The organism is uncultured Pontibacter sp., from assembly GCF_947492645.1.
GTDB lineage: Bacteria > Bacteroidota > Bacteroidia > Cytophagales > Hymenobacteraceae > Pontibacter.
Genome location: NZ_CANLMZ010000006.1, coordinates 198,302 through 212,612, shown reverse-complemented (window position 1 = coordinate 212,612; position 14,311 = coordinate 198,302). Strand labels below are relative to the sequence as shown.

The following is a 14,311-nucleotide window of genomic DNA, read 5'->3' as shown; positions in this document are numbered from 1 at the left end:
GAAAATTGACATTACAACAATTACAACGCATTACATTAGAAAGTCAGGGGTTACTTCAAACATTGCCATTCGGAAAAGGGAAAAAAGCGGTGTTAAATGCGTTGGAACACCTTGGATATTTGCAGATAGATACTTTGTCGGTCATTGAACGAGCACACCACCACACGCTTTGGACAAGAATTCCAGAATATCAAACACAATATTTATATGAATTGGTAGAAGAGCGAAAAATTTTTGAATATTGGTTTCACGCAGCTTCTTATCTTCCGATGAAAGACTTTCGTTTTGTTTTGCCTCAAATGTTAGGTGTAAAACAAAGTGAAACTCACTATTTCAATGCAGACCCAAAAGTTATGCAGTATGTTTTAGACACCATTCGTGCTGAAGGCCCAAAAAAAGCAAGAGATTTTGAGAATGAAACTAAAAAAGCGGGAAGTTGGTGGAGTTGGAAACCTACAAAAGTAGCACTTGAAAGGCTTTTTCTGCAAGGAGATTTGATGGTTTGCGGTCGTAACGGTATGCAAAAAACGTATGATATTAGCGAAAGAGTATTACCCCTAAATGTTAATACTACTATTCCAACTGACCTTGAATTTGCAGAATATTTAGTAAATACCTATTTACAAGCCTACGGATTTACAACAGTAAAGCAAATTATACACCTTAAAACAGGGAAATTAATAAAAAAAAATGTTGATGAAGTATTAAACTCAATGCTTCAAAATGGTACAATACAACAAATAATTATTGAGAATTTGCCTTCAGTTTTTGTGCTAAATGAATTACTTGAAAAATCGTTAAACAAAGTGAGTCCAACCATTCGGCTGCTATCACCGTTTGACAATTCAATTATTCATCGAAGCCGGGTAAAACAGCTTTTTGACTTTGATTATAAAATTGAGTGCTATACACCAAAAGAAAAAAGGCAATACGGTTATTTCTGTTTACCAATCTTATTTGGCGATACATTTATAGGGAGAGTGGACTGCAAAGCACATCGAAAAGAAAAACAATTTGAGATGTTACATCTGCACATTGAAAATCAGAATTTAGATACTAAATTGTGGAAAAAACCTTTTGTAGAAACAATAAGAAGGTTTGCGACTTTTAACGGCTGTGAATTTATAAAATTGACAAAAGTAAGTCCGCCTAAATTAGCAGACACATTAAAAAGAGCATTAAAGAATGATGAAAAATAAAGCCGAACGCACAACAATGCATATAGCAGACCAGCAGGTTCAGTAGAAGCCGATACTTCAGAGCTTTATCTATCTTCAGTTTCGGGGGATACTTAACTACTTAAAATCTGCTGGCCGTGCCATATGCGATACGTTAGTGGTAAGTGAAAGTATAAAATATGGCTACAGAACTATCTGTTCTTCAATGGACAGAAATTTTACAGAACTCTGAATTAACAAAAGAAATTGATTTAAAAATCCTACAGACACTTTACGGATTTCCGAATCATAAAGCTTTTGCAAGTGAGATTGGAAAAATCTTAGGATATAAAAAGAGTCCTCAAAGTCCTCTAAATTCAGAAGTTGGATTTTTTGCAAAAAGGATAGCTAAAGTATATGATATAGGATTCACGGCAAGAAACCAACAACAGTTTAAATATTGGGATTTGTTTTTCCTTGGGGAGCCATCTGGTACAAAATTCTATTGGATTTTAAAGCCAAATCTTAGAGAAGCATTAGAGAGTACTGCACTTACTGGCGATGAGCTGTTGCCAGAGGAACTTCCTACTAACACAGCTGAAATTTTCTTTGAGGGACTTAAACGGACTATTACCGTAAACGCCTACGAAAGAAACACAAAAGCCAAAGAACAATGTAAAAGCCATTGGGGACACAAATGCGCGGTTTGCACCTTTGACTTCAGGAGAACTTATGGCGAAATTGGTAAAGAATTTATACATGTTCACCATTTGACACCAATTGCTCAAGTCGGGGAAAGGTATGAAATTGACCCAATTGAGGATTTGATACCTGTTTGCCCTAATTGTCATTCAATGCTCCATCGTAAAGACCCGCCTTATACGATTAAAGAACTTAGGTCTATAATTGAAGAGCAAGTAAAAGAAAAAACACCTACCACTAACATTGTATAAAAATCATGCTACGGCCGACGGCCTCGCACGTTTTTTATACTAACCGTTAGCGGTCAGGCAAAGACCGCACTTTTATAGTTAATTTTTAAATATTTATAATATGGCTAATTACATTGCAAAATCGACAAACTCACTATCGTTTTATCTGACTTCTGACGATGAAAAAATTGGAGAACTAATCTATGAAAAGTGGTATGCCTCTAATGCAGAAATAAAAACCTCTAATGGTGCTAATTTTCATCTTAAGCCAAAAGGAATATGGAATTCTAAAATTGAATTAAAGGACGGAGAAAAAACTATATTAGAATTTAAACTTGGTTGGAATGGAATACTAATAAAAACATTTTTTCAGGATTCAGAAAAGAGCTATTCACTTCGCTCAAAGGGATTTTCAAGCAACAAATTTATACTGACTGACTCAGAAAAGAAAGAATTATTAGTTGCCGAAATGGACACCAAATTGGATAATCTTAACTATAAGTACTCAATTAGAACAACTGATGAATTTGAAAGTTTCAGGAATAAAGACATTTCAATATTAGCATTATTACATTGTATAAATTACTACATCTACATAACAACCATAGTTTCAGTAAAATAAAGCCCGAACCGCTAACACGGTATATAATCTATGGCTTGGTCAGTCCTCACTTGGAAAATCCTGCGGATTTTCCAAAGCCAGTTTTTATTTAGAGAGGTCTGTGCCGACACACGCCACAGCTCATATACCAACACGTTAGCGCAAATAAATATTTAATAAAAAATTAAAGTTTTGAGACTTCTTTCAATTGCCGTTTTACTCTTTTTGGTTAGTTGTCAAATTGAGCCTAAATCTAAAACTGAGATTTCAGAACTTTATGGAGAAAGAAGTAAAGGATTTGTAAAGGCTTTGATGACGCATTACAGAAACCCTTATAAAGAATATAAAGAACAACTGCCTCCTCCACCTATTGGAAGTTTCCTTTTTACGGTAGGTGCGATTAACGGAGAAGATACTGTACGGATTCTTTTAGATACAGTAAGTGAATTAGTTAAACTTAGTATAATAGCAAATCAACCTTTAGATTCGGCGACCATAGCATCTATTGTAAAAGGTGAGAAATTATTAACGTTAAATGCGGAAGCGATGGGAAATGCATTAGTTATAGAGCCATCGTCTCGCATTGATTCCATCATCCAAAAAGGAAAAAAATTTACTCTTGATTCTTTATTTACAGAGAGAGGAATGCAGAAAAAGAATCTAGAAAGGTCACAACAAAGATATCTTATAGATGCCCTCTCAAAGTGGGGGCTGGTTGTGGTTTGGGATGACTATAGCGCAACCTACCACGTGCTTGAAATTAAGGATATTAATTAAACTAAAATTACTTTTGCTAACCACACCTATACGGCAGCTTTGCCGCCGTATAGCCCAGATCGTTAGGGCTAACAAATAAGTATAGAAATCAAATTGAAAAGGAATATAAAGTTAATCTGTTTCACATTGCTTCCTCTCATTTGCACGGCTTGTTTCAATGTTGACTGTGATAAATTAGTGTCGATACTTAGACCAAAAGAATGCAATATTGTAGTTGAAGACATACCAGAGCGAAGTAGAAGATTCACGATAAAAGGTATTAATCCTGAGACGCAACAAAGGGCAACATATACAGATGTAAACACTTGGTATGTGTTTTTCAATGAGAAGGTCGAAGTGGGTGATACTGTTGTAAAACGAAGTGGAGAGCTAACTTTCTACATACATAAAGCAGATACAACTTTGGTGTTTCCTTATAAATGCCAAGGGAAAGTATATAAGTAGCAAAATGAAAGAATTGCTCCCTCTAACCCTGTACATAAACCAAGCTCTGCTACTCATCGCTCGCTTTATGTACTAACCGTTGAGTGAAATAGAAATTAATGAAAAAAGAACTTTTTGCCTTGGCTATACTTTCTCTCTTAAGCTTCTCATGCAGCACCAAAGAGAACGTTGAAGTTGAAGACACACAAATAACTTCAAACAGTAAAGCTGTAACTGAAAGGCATGAATACTGGCCACTTGAAAATGAAATGACAAGGGAAGACACAATCCTACGACTGGATGACCAGTATCATATAAGCATGATTACCCACAGCTTAAATGATAGTTCAGCAGTCTACACAATGACTGATGATATGGGAGAAATCATTGTACATGCCCATAATCGAGAGACAACAATAGAAATACTTAAAAACCAGAAGCCTTTTATAAAAACAGTCCTGAACAGAAACATCTTTAGCGGTAGAGACAAAGAGCTTAGGCATTCTGGCGCATCGTTTCTTAGGTATGGAAATGGTGAGTTTCATTTTGTAGTGGACGCTTGTGTGCCAGATTCAGATGTATGTGACGCAGCAGAAGTAGCTGTTGACCAAAAGGGGCAGGTAAGGGTGATAAGGTATATTGAGCAAGAAGAAGAAACAGAAGATTAAAAATTACTCCACTCAACACAGTTTATACCCTATGCTTCGGCTGATGGCCTTGCACAAGGTATACACGAGACGTTAAGTTGTATTTCAAATAATAAAATTGCAATACTTTTAAGAGTTAAACTTTGTACTTACTTTTGACGTTAGTAACACATAAAGTAAGTATGGTTGTATCATTCGGGTCAAAGGAAACAGAAAAAATCTGGAACGGGGAGAGAGTAGCGAAGTTGCCAATGGAAATTCAGACGATTGGCAGGCGCAAACTTAGAATGCTTCACAACTCTCAAGACATTACTGACCTTCGAATACCTCCTTCCAACAGATTAGAGAAGTTAGCGGGGAACCTGAAGGCGTTCTACAGCATCAGGATAAACAGCCAATCGAGAATCATCTTTCGATGGAGTAACGGCCAAGCATCAGAAGTAGAAATTATTGATTACCACTAAAGAAGAAATTAAATGGAGCGACTACCCAATATTCACCCGGGAGAAATACTGCAAGAAGAGTTTCTTGTTCCTCTTAACATTACAGCCTACAGGCTTTCAAAGGACATTGGGATACCTCAAACGAGAGTGTCTGAAATTTTGAAGGGAAACAGGCGCATTACAGCAGACACAGCCTTAAGATTAAGTTACTACTTTGGCAATTCTCCTAAGTTCTGGCTCGGCCTCCAAAACGATTATGATTTGGAAGAAGAAATGACCAGGAAGCAAAAAGAGCTGGAAGCGATAAAGCGCTTCGAGAAAAACGCAGCCTAACCCGGTTCAGCCTTTATGCTTGGTTCCGCATCGGGCTTAGGCTGCACGAGAACCGTTATGTGCCAATTTGTATAAAGCACTAACGATAGTCCTCAATTATATACTTCTAAACACAACTTTATATGCACTATAAATTTTTACTAATTCTACTTCTCACTTTAATTTCAGGCAGGCTAGCCGCGCAAACAAAGCCTATCAGCGAGGAGAAATTCATTTCTATTGGCGATATAGAGCAATGGGTAACCATTAGCGGGGAAGACAGGTCCAGGCCCGTTATCTTGTTTCTGCATGGTGGGCCGGGCAGCACAATGAGTCAGTACGATGATGCTATTTATGGCCATTGGAAAAAAGACTTTGTGCTTGTTTACTGGGACCAGCGGGGAGCCGGAAGAACCTTTGGCCGAAACGCCCCCGAGACGGTAACCGAGGATTACTGGATAGAGAACCCGCTGACCGTCGAGCGCATGACAGCTGATGGGATTGAGCTCTCTGAGTATCTGATCAAACACCTTGGCAAGCGGAAGATAACAATTGTAGGAACCTCCTGGGGGTCGGTGTTGGGAGCCAGCATGGCTTTAAAGCGACCAGATCTTTTTACTGCCTACATAAGCCATTCACAGATAGTCAATGGGGAAGAAGGGTTTCGTCATGCCTTCAATAAAGTGTCTAAACTTGCTCTGGCTGCCAAGGATCAGGAATCTTTAGACAAATTAGCAACCTTAGGCTCTCCACCTTATGAGGATGCCAGAAAATCAGGCCAACTCATGCGCATCATTAAAAAGTATGAGCGCGAGAATTCAACACCTGCTCCGGCCAATTGGTGGAAGGTGAAGAGCGAATACAACAATGAGAAAGATACCAATGACAGGTACAACGGGGATGATTACTCTTTTCTATACTTTGCCGGCCATAAACAAATGGGGATCAAATCTATGGAGGCAGGGGTAGATTTCAAGAGGGATGGCCTGCGCTATAAGATTCCGGTGTACTTTATTCAGGGGGAGGAAGATCTCTTAACCGCTCCAGAGCTCACCAAGGCGTACTTTGACAAAGTAAAGGCTCCAAAAAAAGAATTTGTGCTGGTGCCGGGTGCTGCACACGGCCACAACCAGGCAGTAATTGACGCGCAGTATACAGCTGTTAAAAAAGCCCTGAAACTCCAAAAGTAAAACAAACTATGAGCAGACGGTAATAAAACCGGCTACAACCACACCTATGCGGCAGCTTTGCCGCCGCATAGCCAGAACGATGGGCTGGTAAAAACGTAGCCATAGCCCTCTACCGGGATAATGCCTATTTTTCTACTTTCTCAGGAAGTATAGCTTTGATATAAGTGGTACCTCCTAACCTGCCCATGGCGCGGGCAATTTTGGAACGGCGCCTAAGGGTGTAACCGGATGGGTTTTTAGCAGAGAATTTAATAGGGTTTGGTAAAACAGCAGCAAGCAGAGCTGCCTGTTGGCGGCCCAGGTCTTTGGCAGGTTTCTTAAAATATTTCTGCGAGGCAGCCTCCACTCCAAACACGCCATCCCCCATCTCGGCAATATTCAGGTATACTTCCATGATGCGCTGCTTACCCCACAGTACCTCGATGAGTACAGTAAAATACGCCTCTACCCCTTTGCGCAGGTAACTGCGCCCATGCCACAAAAAAACATTTTTAGCTACCTGTTGGCTGATGGTGCTGCCACCCCGTATGTTGCCACCTTTCTGGTTACGCTTAAAGGCATCCATGATAGCATCCACATCAAAGCCGTTGTGCTGCAAAAAAAGCTGGTCTTCTGAGGCCACCACAGCCAGCGGCAACTGTTCCGACATCTCCTCCAGGCCCACAAAATCATAGGCAATTCCGGGATTGGCTTTATCGGCAGCACCGGCCTCTGCCCTACGCTTTATCATGTGCAGGGTAGCTGGCGGTGCCACCCAACGGTATAGCAGCACCCAGGCTATACTTAACAGGAACAGGCTTAGCACCAACTTCACAAAAAGCAGCTTTACCTGCTTAAAGCCTAATCGTTTTTTACGCATGCTATACTTTTGTTTCGGAGGGCGCAAAGGTAAAGAGTTTACCCTATTTATCAAGGTGCAGCGCGCGCCAATGCTAACACAGTTCCCGATATACCCGTAAGCGTAAAACACGAACCAGAATATAACTTTACGGCACAGCTACTGTGTTTAAACCTCTACCCTACGTATGGCAAAATACCTTCCGCTGTTTCCGCTTAGCATCGTGGTTTTCCCCGGCGAAAAACTAAACCTGCATATTTTTGAGCCCCGCTACAAACAACTGGTACTGGACTGTATACAGAACGATAAGACCTTTGGCATCCCCACATTTATTCAGAATAGCGTTGGCAAGTATGGCACCGAGATGGAGATACTGCAGGTAGAGAAAACCCATGAAAACGGAGAAATGGACATCCGTACAAAAGGCATTTCAATTTTCAGGATAGAACTGTTTGATAAAATGGCTCCCGACAGGCTATATGCCGGCGGCGAGGTAGAGGTGTTTGAAGATAGCCTGGAGGAGGATATTGTTACGAAGCTAAAAATAAAAGAACTGCTGGAGAAACTGTATACTTCGCTGGGTTTGCAAAAGCTTTTCACAGATTTGCTCGAGGATTTTAAAAGCTACGACATTGCACACCACCTGGGCCTGAGCACCGAGCAGGAATACACCCTGCTGCAGCTTAGAACAGAGGTTGAGCGCCAGGAAGCCATTCTGCAACACCTGCTGCAGGTTGTGCCTATTATACAGGCCACCGAGCAACTGAAAGAACGCGTAAAGCAGAACGGGCATTTTAAAAACCTGACACCACCAAACTTTTAGCCGCTGCGCAGCTTTATACTTTATGCTCACCTATTTCCTGATCATACTGCCAACCCTTTTTATAGCTTACCTGCTGTTCAGTTACCTGCAAGAGCAAAAGTATAAACAGAAGCCTTATTACAAGTTGTCGGATGTGGTCTGGCAGCGCTTTGCCCCTGCCCCAGAGGCACAGCTGCTGCACTCCGTAGCCATGCTTGGCGATGTAGGCGCTTTTGCCACCGACGGTAAAGACCCGGTACTGAAAATGCTGGAAGTATGGCAAGAGAAAAACCCACAGAACAGCACGGTGCTTTTTTTAGGAGATAACCTCTACCCTATTGGTTTGCCACCAGAGGGCAACCGGCACCGCAAATTAGCCGAAGAACGCCTGCAACTCCTGCTAGCGCATTTTACGGATTTCTCTGGCAAAGGCATTTTCCTGAGCGGCAACCACGACTGGTTTAAAGGGCGGAAAGGCGGACTGGCGCAAATGCTGCGGCAACAAAACTACATTCTCAGCCACAGCAAAGGCAATGTTGATTATCTGCCTGCCAATGGCTGCCCCGGCCCGGTGGCACTACAGCTGGCAGACGGGTTGCTGCTAGTGGTTATAAACACGCAATGGTGGGTGCAGCGCGGCGAAAAACCCCTTGGAAAAGAACAGGGTTGCCCTTACGAAAGTATAGATGAGTTTTATGTAGCCTTAAACACATTGCTGCGCCAGAACAGGCACCAGCGCATACTTATAGCGGCCCATCACCCGCTCTACAGCAATGCCCTGCACGGTGGTAAATTTACGGTAAAGCAGCACGTTTTCCCGCTTACGGCTGCCCATAAACGTTTTTATATTCCGTTGCCGATATTCGGTTCGCTTTACCCCATCTATAGAAAAATGTTTGGCGCATACGAAGACATGTCGCACCGCAAGTATAAAAAAATGCGCCGGCGCTTGTTGCGTATCTTCCACCGGTATAACAACTTGATATACGTTGCCGGCCACGACCACAACCTGCAGCATTTTGAGGTGCAACAAAACCATTACCTTGTAAGCGGCTCGGGCAGTAAAACCTCGTTTGTAAAAAAAGGAGGCAAGGCGACTTTCACCTTAGAGCAGCTTGGCTTTTTTGTGCTTAACTATTACGATAATGGCCAGGTTTGGATAGAGGCGCGCATCGCATCCGTTGAAGAGGAGGCCGGCCTTGTGGTTTTCCGGAAAAGGTTGAAAAGTATACTTGAGCCAGCACTTTAGTTACCAGTTGCCGCTAAGACAGGTGCCGGTTCGCTGCACTAAAGTTTAGTAAGGTAAGCCCTATAGTTTGGTGTACTTATGGATGGCAATCAGCCAGCTTTAACGGCATTTACCCTTATCTACTCTTCCAGCTCAGGTACCGGAAGTATAACTTTAAGGCTTTTAGAGAGCATCACCACATTAATCACATCATCCAGTTCCACAGGCTCACCGTCAATGTGCACCACTTCTTTATCGGTGTTATAGATCGTTGCTTTCCTGCAGCTTATCCTGCGGGTAAAAACAGAGTCATCTATGCTGTCGGTATACAGTTTGTAAAGTATACCCAGGCTGGCAGCTCTTGGGAAGGGCTCTATGAGGCAGATCTCGAACCGGCCATCGTTCAGGATGCCGTTGGGGTTTATGTTTGCGTTAGATCCAAAAGCATTCGCATTAGCTATGGTAACCATAAATGCTTCACCATCAAAATTCTCCACATCCGTCTCGATGCGGTAGTGCTTGGGCGTGTAACTCAGGTATTCCTGCAAGGCAATCCAGGCGTACGAGCCGGGCCCGCGTGTTTCTCCTTCACAAAACTTTTTAACCACCAGGGCATTAAAACCAAGATCGCTGAGATGGATAGACGGCACTCCGTTCAGGGTAATCGTATCGATGTTGCGTATCACATGCTTATGGATCAGCTCCAGGGCATCTTCCGTATCCTGGGGGATGTTTAAATCCTTGGCCAAGCCATTACCAGAGCCCAAAGGCACAATTCCTAAAGGTGTATCCGTACCTATCAGCAAAGCGCCGAGTAAACTTACAGTTCCATCGCCGCCTACGGCAAAGGCACCATCATACTTGTTTTCATCAAGCTTTGCCTGAATCGCTTCCTTATCGTTGTTCCCTGTAGTTTTGTAAATATCACAGGCAATGCCATGCGCTTCGCAACGCTGCATAATATCCTCTTCCAACTCTCCTTTCTCGATATCGCCTGCAATTGGGTTGATAACAAAAAGTAACCTGTTATACTTATTATCGGGTTTCATACTGTGCGGGTGCTTATGTGTTGTTAGCAGATGATACGTAAGTATGGCTACCTAAGTGGTGTATAAAAAAGAAAACTAACCCCATTTCTGAAGTTAGTTTTCTGAGCAGATTTTGATTTCCTGAACCTACCTGCTTGATCCTGAAGAACCACCGGATTTGTTTGAGCCGGAAGAGCCTGATGATCCGGAAGAGCCTGAAGAACCGGATGATTTTGAGGTTGAGCCTGTTGAGCTGCTGCTCTTAGCCTGTGGAGACTTAGAACTGCTGGACTTAGATGATGCTGATGAAGAAGAAGAACCTGTTTTGTTTGTGTCCCCCTTCTTATTTTGATTTGTTGCCATATTAAATTGCTTTCATAGTAAGTAAAATACGAAATGCAGATATCACATTACCGCGTGTAATGTACCGAGGAGGCTACATGCACTTATGTCATGTTGTACTTCTACTTATACAGCACCTTTTATATAAGGTTTTGTTTATCAGCATATTATTGCACTAATCCAGCGGGCAGCCCATTCGGGTACTCTTGTTGTATGGCTTCTTTAATTTGCGCAATGCGGTTGCCGGGGTTTGGGTGCGTCTGCATAAACTCCGGGCCACCTGCAGCACCGCCACCCGCCTGCTCCAGAATCTCCATTACGCGCATCATGGCCCGCGGATCATAACCTGCCTCACCGGTAATATTTACAGCCAGCCTATCCGACTCCAGTTCATCTTCGCGCCCATAGCGCATGTTTAGCAGCTTGCCCACCATGGCGGCGGCAACGGCACCTGTGCGGCTGGCAGGGTTATCAGGGTCGTAGGTGGCTATTGCGGCGGCACCGGTTAGCCCCTGGGTTAGTTTTGCCTTTGCCAGTTGCTCAGCAGAGTGCCTTGCTACTACATGCCCAATCTCATGCCCCAACACACCTGCCAGTTGTGCCTCAGACTCCAGGCGCCTTAGCAATCCGGCCGTGATAAAAATCTGGCCACCGGGTAAGGCAAAGGCATTTACAGTTTGTTCATCGGCCAGCAAATGGAAATCAAATTCGTAAGGTGACTCTTTGGCTTTGGTACGCTGCACCAGCTTTTGCCCGATTGCCTTCACCGCTGCGGCAGCTTCTCTGTCCGGATGCATGCCTCCATACTGTTCGGCCATCTGGGGCGCAGCCTGCAGACCTAGCGCAATTTCTTGCTCCACCGTCATGTCTACGTGCTGCTTCTCGCCGGTAAACTCATTTTCCTGCCGGTTACACCAATAAGAAACCAACGATACGGCAGCAATTAAAATGGCTACTATAAATTTTATGATCCCTCTCATTCTCTTGTTTTCATTAAGAAAGCATTATAAACAACAGTTACAGGTAGGCTGTTTATACTTCTTACGGGTATTCGGGTTGCGGAACTAACAAACAGATTGACTTAAAAGAAAGGTGCCGCGACCGGCAGGCGCTATACTTGCCGAAAACAGCTCACGTATACTTTAGTAGCGCCAGCTTTGCACACTTGCAGCCCTAAAACAAGTATACATAATTATATAAATCTCGTAATACAAATGATTGTTGCCGAAAGGCGATGTTATGTAGAACAAAACAACTGAACTATGAATATGAAGCGAACCTTTGGTGGTGTCCTGTTAATTTTAGGCATCATCGGGATTATATGGGGAGCCTATGCTTTTCTGATGGGTGGCGACGGTGTGGTTGTGGGTAAATTTACCTCGGCAGTTCCGTTTGTAGTAGGCCTGATCTTTTTCTTTTCGGGCATAAGCCTTGTGAAGACCACAAAAGACGAAGCATAGTGCTGTAAAAACAAAAACGCCCCTTTGGCAAAACCAGAGGGGCGTTTTTGTTTTATATAAAGTATACCTTATGCGTTGATATGGCCGTCTTTAAGCTCGTTTGCAGCAAAGGCATTAACAGCAGCCGACTGGTCGAGGTAACTTGACGTATAATTCTTTTCGTTTCCGTGGATATACAGCACCGTTTTGTTTTTGATCGTCTCAATCACATCTTTTGATATTTCCTGTGGCACGGCCGGGCAACCCAAACTGCGGCCCAAGCGGCCATACTGCTTCACAAAAGTATCTGTGGCATAATCTGCACCGTGCAATACAATGGCACGAGCCATGGCATTGGAGTTATACTTGGCGTCCATGCCAGAAAGGCGCAGCGATAAGCCATGCTTGCCATAATAAGTAGCATCTGTTAAGTAAAAGCCAATGCTGCTCATGTAAGAGTTCGGCTCGTTTGAGAATTTATCGGCTGTGCCGTTTCCGGTGTTGCGACCATGGGCCACAAGCGTTTTAAACAATACTTTCTTAGCGTCAAGATCAATAATCCACATGCGCTTCTCACGGCTTGGCTTCGTAAAATCAACTACCGTAAGTATGGATTTGGCTCCTGATGAGAGCTTTTTATCTTTAAAATTCTGGAATCCGATATAGGCGTTTCTGAACACATCGAAGCTAAGCCCTTGCTTTTGCAAGCCAGCCTGGCCGTATACTTCCTGCAAATGCGCATCAAATGCCACTTCTTTTTCATGATACGAAAGTGAAGCATTGTTACCAATAACGGAAGTATGAATACTTGCAGGAGCAGTTGCTACAGTAGCAGGTGTTGATGAGGTAAAAGAAATTAATCCGAGGGCTAATGAGGTCAGAATTATTCTTATCATAGGTTTCTTAGTAAGCTTTCAGTTTTACGCAATCATCAAATCAACAGGTAAAGGTGTAAAAATTGTTCCGATCCACCCTTTATACTTCACCTCAGCAAAGCTAAATGAAGCGCTTTATGGCAATACACACCCTCAAACACCTACGTTACAGCAGGTTGCCGGCACCATTTAAATTATTCTGAAACATCTCCTTATTCACGTTTATAACCATAACTTTGCAGCCATAGGCCAAATGCATGTTTGTGTGCAGCAAAACCCATTTGTTATGTTAAAACGATTTATACCTGTATACTTATTGTTAACCTTGCTTTTAAATGCCTGTGGCGTGCCCGACAGCCTGAAAGGATTTGACAGCGAAACCTGGAAAAGCGATCGCTATGCCTGCAATGGGCAAAGAGCTACATTAGCGAAAGACTTTGAGGAAATACGCAGAGAGCTTTACGGCAAAAAAGAGTATGTAGTGCGTAACCTGCTGGGCAAACCAGACAGCGAAAGCTTATTAGAGCGCAACCAGCGCATCTATTACTACTACCTGGAAGCTGGCACCCAATGCGATGACCGTAGCAAATTATCGGAAGCTAACTGGGTAGAAGTTCGCATTAACCCTACCGGAAAAGTATCTGAGGTAACTTATAAGATGCCTCTATAAATCAAAAAGGCCTGCAACTTGTTGCAGGCCTTTTTGATTTATAGAGGTTCTACTCCTCTCCATTATCACTTATAAACTGCACTTGCTGGTTTCCCTCCAGTTCCATGTACAGGCGTTGCTGCATCGGGTCTAGCATGGTGCTAAGTGCTTTATTTGTTTCGAGGTTAATAGTATATATCGTTTTAGATAATAACTGCGCATCGTTGCTGTAAGCCTGCTCGGCTTCGTAAACCTGTTCGAAGCGCTTCCTGTTTAGCTCCATAACCTGCTCATACTGCTCCTGGCTTAGGTTCAGCTCTCGCTGAAGGTCCATAGCTGCCAGGGCTGGCCCCTCCACCGTTATGGCCAGCACATGCTTATCAAGGGCGTCGTCTGCGCCTCTATGCAGTTGGGCACTCGCTACAGTACAAATGGTGCTTGTTAAAACTAAAAGTATAATCCTTTTCATCTAAATAAGTTTAAGTTCTTCCCTGCGGCCGGTCTGCTCAAAGGTATTTACTTCCTAAAACGGAAAAAGATAAACTTGGTTTGGCATAATTTATATTATTTTTATACTTTTCTAATATTCATTCAATTCACTCAAAAGTGCCTATTTTATACTTATCTA

Annotated in this window: 18 protein-coding genes; 13 read left to right on the top strand and 5 right to left on the bottom strand. The window is 42.8% G+C overall.

What is annotated here, in order from left to right; translation table 11 throughout:
* The first annotated feature begins 5 nt into the window (after window positions 1-5).
* The 8 genes from Q1A23_RS07445 (at window position 6) to Q1A23_RS07410 (ending at window position 6,482) form a co-directional block, all read left to right on the top strand.
* Complete coding sequence (locus Q1A23_RS07445; RefSeq protein ID WP_299821602.1) at window positions 6-1,199, top strand: crosslink repair DNA glycosylase YcaQ family protein; 1,194 nt, start codon at window positions 6-8, stop codon at window positions 1,197-1,199.
* A 158-nt stretch (window positions 1,200-1,357) separates the two neighbouring features.
* Window positions 1,358-2,110 carry an HNH endonuclease gene (locus tag Q1A23_RS07440; protein WP_299821600.1) on the top strand — a complete coding sequence of 251 codons (753 nt, stop codon included), beginning with the start codon at window positions 1,358-1,360 and terminating at the stop codon, window positions 2,108-2,110.
* A gap of 100 nt (window positions 2,111-2,210) precedes the next feature.
* Window positions 2,211-2,711 carry a hypothetical protein gene (locus Q1A23_RS07435; protein ID WP_299821598.1) on the top strand — a complete coding sequence of 167 codons (501 nt, stop codon included), beginning with the start codon at window positions 2,211-2,213 and terminating at the stop codon, window positions 2,709-2,711.
* A gap of 171 nt (window positions 2,712-2,882) precedes the next feature.
* Window positions 2,883-3,467 carry a hypothetical protein gene (locus tag Q1A23_RS07430; protein WP_299821596.1) on the top strand — a complete coding sequence of 195 codons (585 nt, stop codon included), beginning with the start codon at window positions 2,883-2,885 and terminating at the stop codon, window positions 3,465-3,467.
* 542 nt (window positions 3,468-4,009) lie between these two features.
* Window positions 4,010-4,558, top strand: a complete 549-nt coding sequence (locus Q1A23_RS07425; protein ID WP_299821594.1) for a hypothetical protein — start codon at window positions 4,010-4,012, stop codon at window positions 4,556-4,558.
* 161 nt (window positions 4,559-4,719) lie between these two features.
* Window positions 4,720-5,001 (top strand): type II toxin-antitoxin system RelE/ParE family toxin, encoded by a 282-nt coding sequence (locus tag Q1A23_RS07420; protein WP_299822295.1) that lies wholly within the window; start codon window positions 4,720-4,722, stop codon window positions 4,999-5,001.
* A gap of 12 nt (window positions 5,002-5,013) precedes the next feature.
* Complete coding sequence (locus Q1A23_RS07415; RefSeq protein WP_299821592.1) at window positions 5,014-5,313, top strand: HigA family addiction module antitoxin; 300 nt, start codon at window positions 5,014-5,016, stop codon at window positions 5,311-5,313.
* Between the two features lie 122 nt (window positions 5,314-5,435).
* Window positions 5,436-6,482, top strand: a complete 1,047-nt coding sequence (locus Q1A23_RS07410) for an alpha/beta hydrolase (RefSeq protein WP_299821590.1) — start codon at window positions 5,436-5,438, stop codon at window positions 6,480-6,482.
* A gap of 124 nt (window positions 6,483-6,606) precedes the next feature.
* Here the strand turns inward: Q1A23_RS07410 and mtgA are convergent, their stop codons facing one another.
* Window positions 6,607-7,341, bottom strand: coding sequence for a monofunctional biosynthetic peptidoglycan transglycosylase (mtgA, locus tag Q1A23_RS07405; protein ID WP_299821588.1), 735 nt, complete (start codon window positions 7,339-7,341; stop codon window positions 6,607-6,609).
* 166 nt (window positions 7,342-7,507) lie between these two features.
* Here mtgA and Q1A23_RS07400 point away from each other — a divergent pair, with 166 nt between their 5' ends.
* Both Q1A23_RS07400 and Q1A23_RS07395 read left to right on the top strand, forming a co-directional pair.
* A complete protein-coding gene (locus Q1A23_RS07400; protein WP_299821586.1) occupies window positions 7,508-8,143 on the top strand; it encodes an LON peptidase substrate-binding domain-containing protein in 636 nt (211 codons plus the stop codon).
* 22 nt (window positions 8,144-8,165) lie between these two features.
* The gene (locus Q1A23_RS07395; RefSeq protein ID WP_299821584.1) at window positions 8,166-9,371 is read left to right on the top strand and encodes a metallophosphoesterase; all 1,206 of its coding nucleotides are present in this window, start codon (window positions 8,166-8,168) and stop codon (window positions 9,369-9,371) included.
* Between the two features lie 119 nt (window positions 9,372-9,490).
* Here Q1A23_RS07395 and Q1A23_RS07390 read toward each other — a convergent pair whose 3' ends face one another.
* Window positions 9,491-10,399, bottom strand: coding sequence for a diacylglycerol kinase family protein (locus tag Q1A23_RS07390; RefSeq protein WP_299821582.1), 909 nt, complete (start codon window positions 10,397-10,399; stop codon window positions 9,491-9,493).
* A 157-nt stretch (window positions 10,400-10,556) separates the two neighbouring features.
* Between Q1A23_RS07390 and Q1A23_RS07385 the strand changes: the two genes are divergently transcribed.
* Window positions 10,557-10,730: a hypothetical protein gene (locus tag Q1A23_RS07385; RefSeq protein ID WP_299821580.1), complete on the top strand. Its 174-nt coding sequence runs from the start codon at window positions 10,557-10,559 to the stop codon at window positions 10,728-10,730.
* 157 nt (window positions 10,731-10,887) lie between these two features.
* Here Q1A23_RS07385 and Q1A23_RS07380 read toward each other — a convergent pair whose 3' ends face one another.
* Window positions 10,888-11,700: a M48 family metalloprotease gene (locus tag Q1A23_RS07380; protein WP_299821578.1), complete on the bottom strand. Its 813-nt coding sequence runs from the start codon at window positions 11,698-11,700 to the stop codon at window positions 10,888-10,890.
* A gap of 282 nt (window positions 11,701-11,982) precedes the next feature.
* Between Q1A23_RS07380 and Q1A23_RS07375 the strand changes: the two genes are divergently transcribed.
* Entirely contained in the window at window positions 11,983-12,180 is a 198-nt protein-coding gene (locus Q1A23_RS07375) for a hypothetical protein (RefSeq protein ID WP_299821576.1), read from the top strand.
* A gap of 68 nt (window positions 12,181-12,248) precedes the next feature.
* Here Q1A23_RS07375 and Q1A23_RS07370 read toward each other — a convergent pair whose 3' ends face one another.
* Window positions 12,249-13,055 (bottom strand): murein L,D-transpeptidase catalytic domain family protein, encoded by an 807-nt coding sequence (locus tag Q1A23_RS07370; protein ID WP_299821574.1) that lies wholly within the window; start codon window positions 13,053-13,055, stop codon window positions 12,249-12,251.
* Window positions 13,056-13,320: 265 nt separating this feature from the next.
* Between Q1A23_RS07370 and Q1A23_RS07365 the strand changes: the two genes are divergently transcribed.
* Window positions 13,321-13,704, top strand: coding sequence for a hypothetical protein (locus Q1A23_RS07365; protein ID WP_299821572.1), 384 nt, complete (start codon window positions 13,321-13,323; stop codon window positions 13,702-13,704).
* A 49-nt stretch (window positions 13,705-13,753) separates the two neighbouring features.
* Here the strand turns inward: Q1A23_RS07365 and Q1A23_RS07360 are convergent, their stop codons facing one another.
* On the bottom strand, window positions 13,754-14,152 hold the full coding sequence (locus Q1A23_RS07360) for a hypothetical protein (RefSeq protein ID WP_299821570.1): 399 nt from the start codon (window positions 14,150-14,152) through the stop codon (window positions 13,754-13,756).
* Window positions 14,153-14,311 lie beyond the last annotated feature (159 nt).

Excerpts from the sequence above, each read along its gene's own strand:
- Q1A23_RS07440 (WP_299821600.1), top strand. The coding sequence starts at position 1,358 with ATGGCTACAGAACTATCTGTTCTTCAATGGACAGAAATTTTACAGAAC.
- Q1A23_RS07435 (WP_299821598.1), top strand. The coding sequence starts at position 2,211 with ATGGCTAATTACATTGCAAAATCGACAAACTCACTATCGTTTTATCTG.
- Q1A23_RS07425 (WP_299821594.1), top strand. The coding sequence starts at position 4,010 with ATGAAAAAAGAACTTTTTGCCTTGGCTATACTTTCTCTCTTAAGCTTC.
- Q1A23_RS07420 (WP_299822295.1), top strand. The coding sequence starts at position 4,720 with ATGGTTGTATCATTCGGGTCAAAGGAAACAGAAAAAATCTGGAACGGG.
- Q1A23_RS07415 (WP_299821592.1), top strand. The coding sequence starts at position 5,014 with ATGGAGCGACTACCCAATATTCACCCGGGAGAAATACTGCAAGAAGAG.
- Q1A23_RS07410 (WP_299821590.1), top strand. The coding sequence starts at position 5,436 with ATGCACTATAAATTTTTACTAATTCTACTTCTCACTTTAATTTCAGGC.
- mtgA (WP_299821588.1), bottom strand. The coding sequence starts at position 7,341 with ATGCGTAAAAAACGATTAGGCTTTAAGCAGGTAAAGCTGCTTTTTGTG.
- Q1A23_RS07400 (WP_299821586.1), top strand. The coding sequence starts at position 7,508 with ATGGCAAAATACCTTCCGCTGTTTCCGCTTAGCATCGTGGTTTTCCCC.
- Q1A23_RS07395 (WP_299821584.1), top strand. The coding sequence starts at position 8,166 with ATGCTCACCTATTTCCTGATCATACTGCCAACCCTTTTTATAGCTTAC.
- Q1A23_RS07390 (WP_299821582.1), bottom strand. The coding sequence starts at position 10,399 with ATGAAACCCGATAATAAGTATAACAGGTTACTTTTTGTTATCAACCCA.
- Q1A23_RS07380 (WP_299821578.1), bottom strand. The coding sequence starts at position 11,700 with ATGAGAGGGATCATAAAATTTATAGTAGCCATTTTAATTGCTGCCGTA.
- Q1A23_RS07375 (WP_299821576.1), top strand. The coding sequence starts at position 11,983 with ATGAATATGAAGCGAACCTTTGGTGGTGTCCTGTTAATTTTAGGCATC.
- Q1A23_RS07370 (WP_299821574.1), bottom strand. The coding sequence starts at position 13,055 with ATGATAAGAATAATTCTGACCTCATTAGCCCTCGGATTAATTTCTTTT.
- Q1A23_RS07365 (WP_299821572.1), top strand. The coding sequence starts at position 13,321 with ATGTTAAAACGATTTATACCTGTATACTTATTGTTAACCTTGCTTTTA.
- Q1A23_RS07360 (WP_299821570.1), bottom strand. The coding sequence starts at position 14,152 with ATGAAAAGGATTATACTTTTAGTTTTAACAAGCACCATTTGTACTGTA.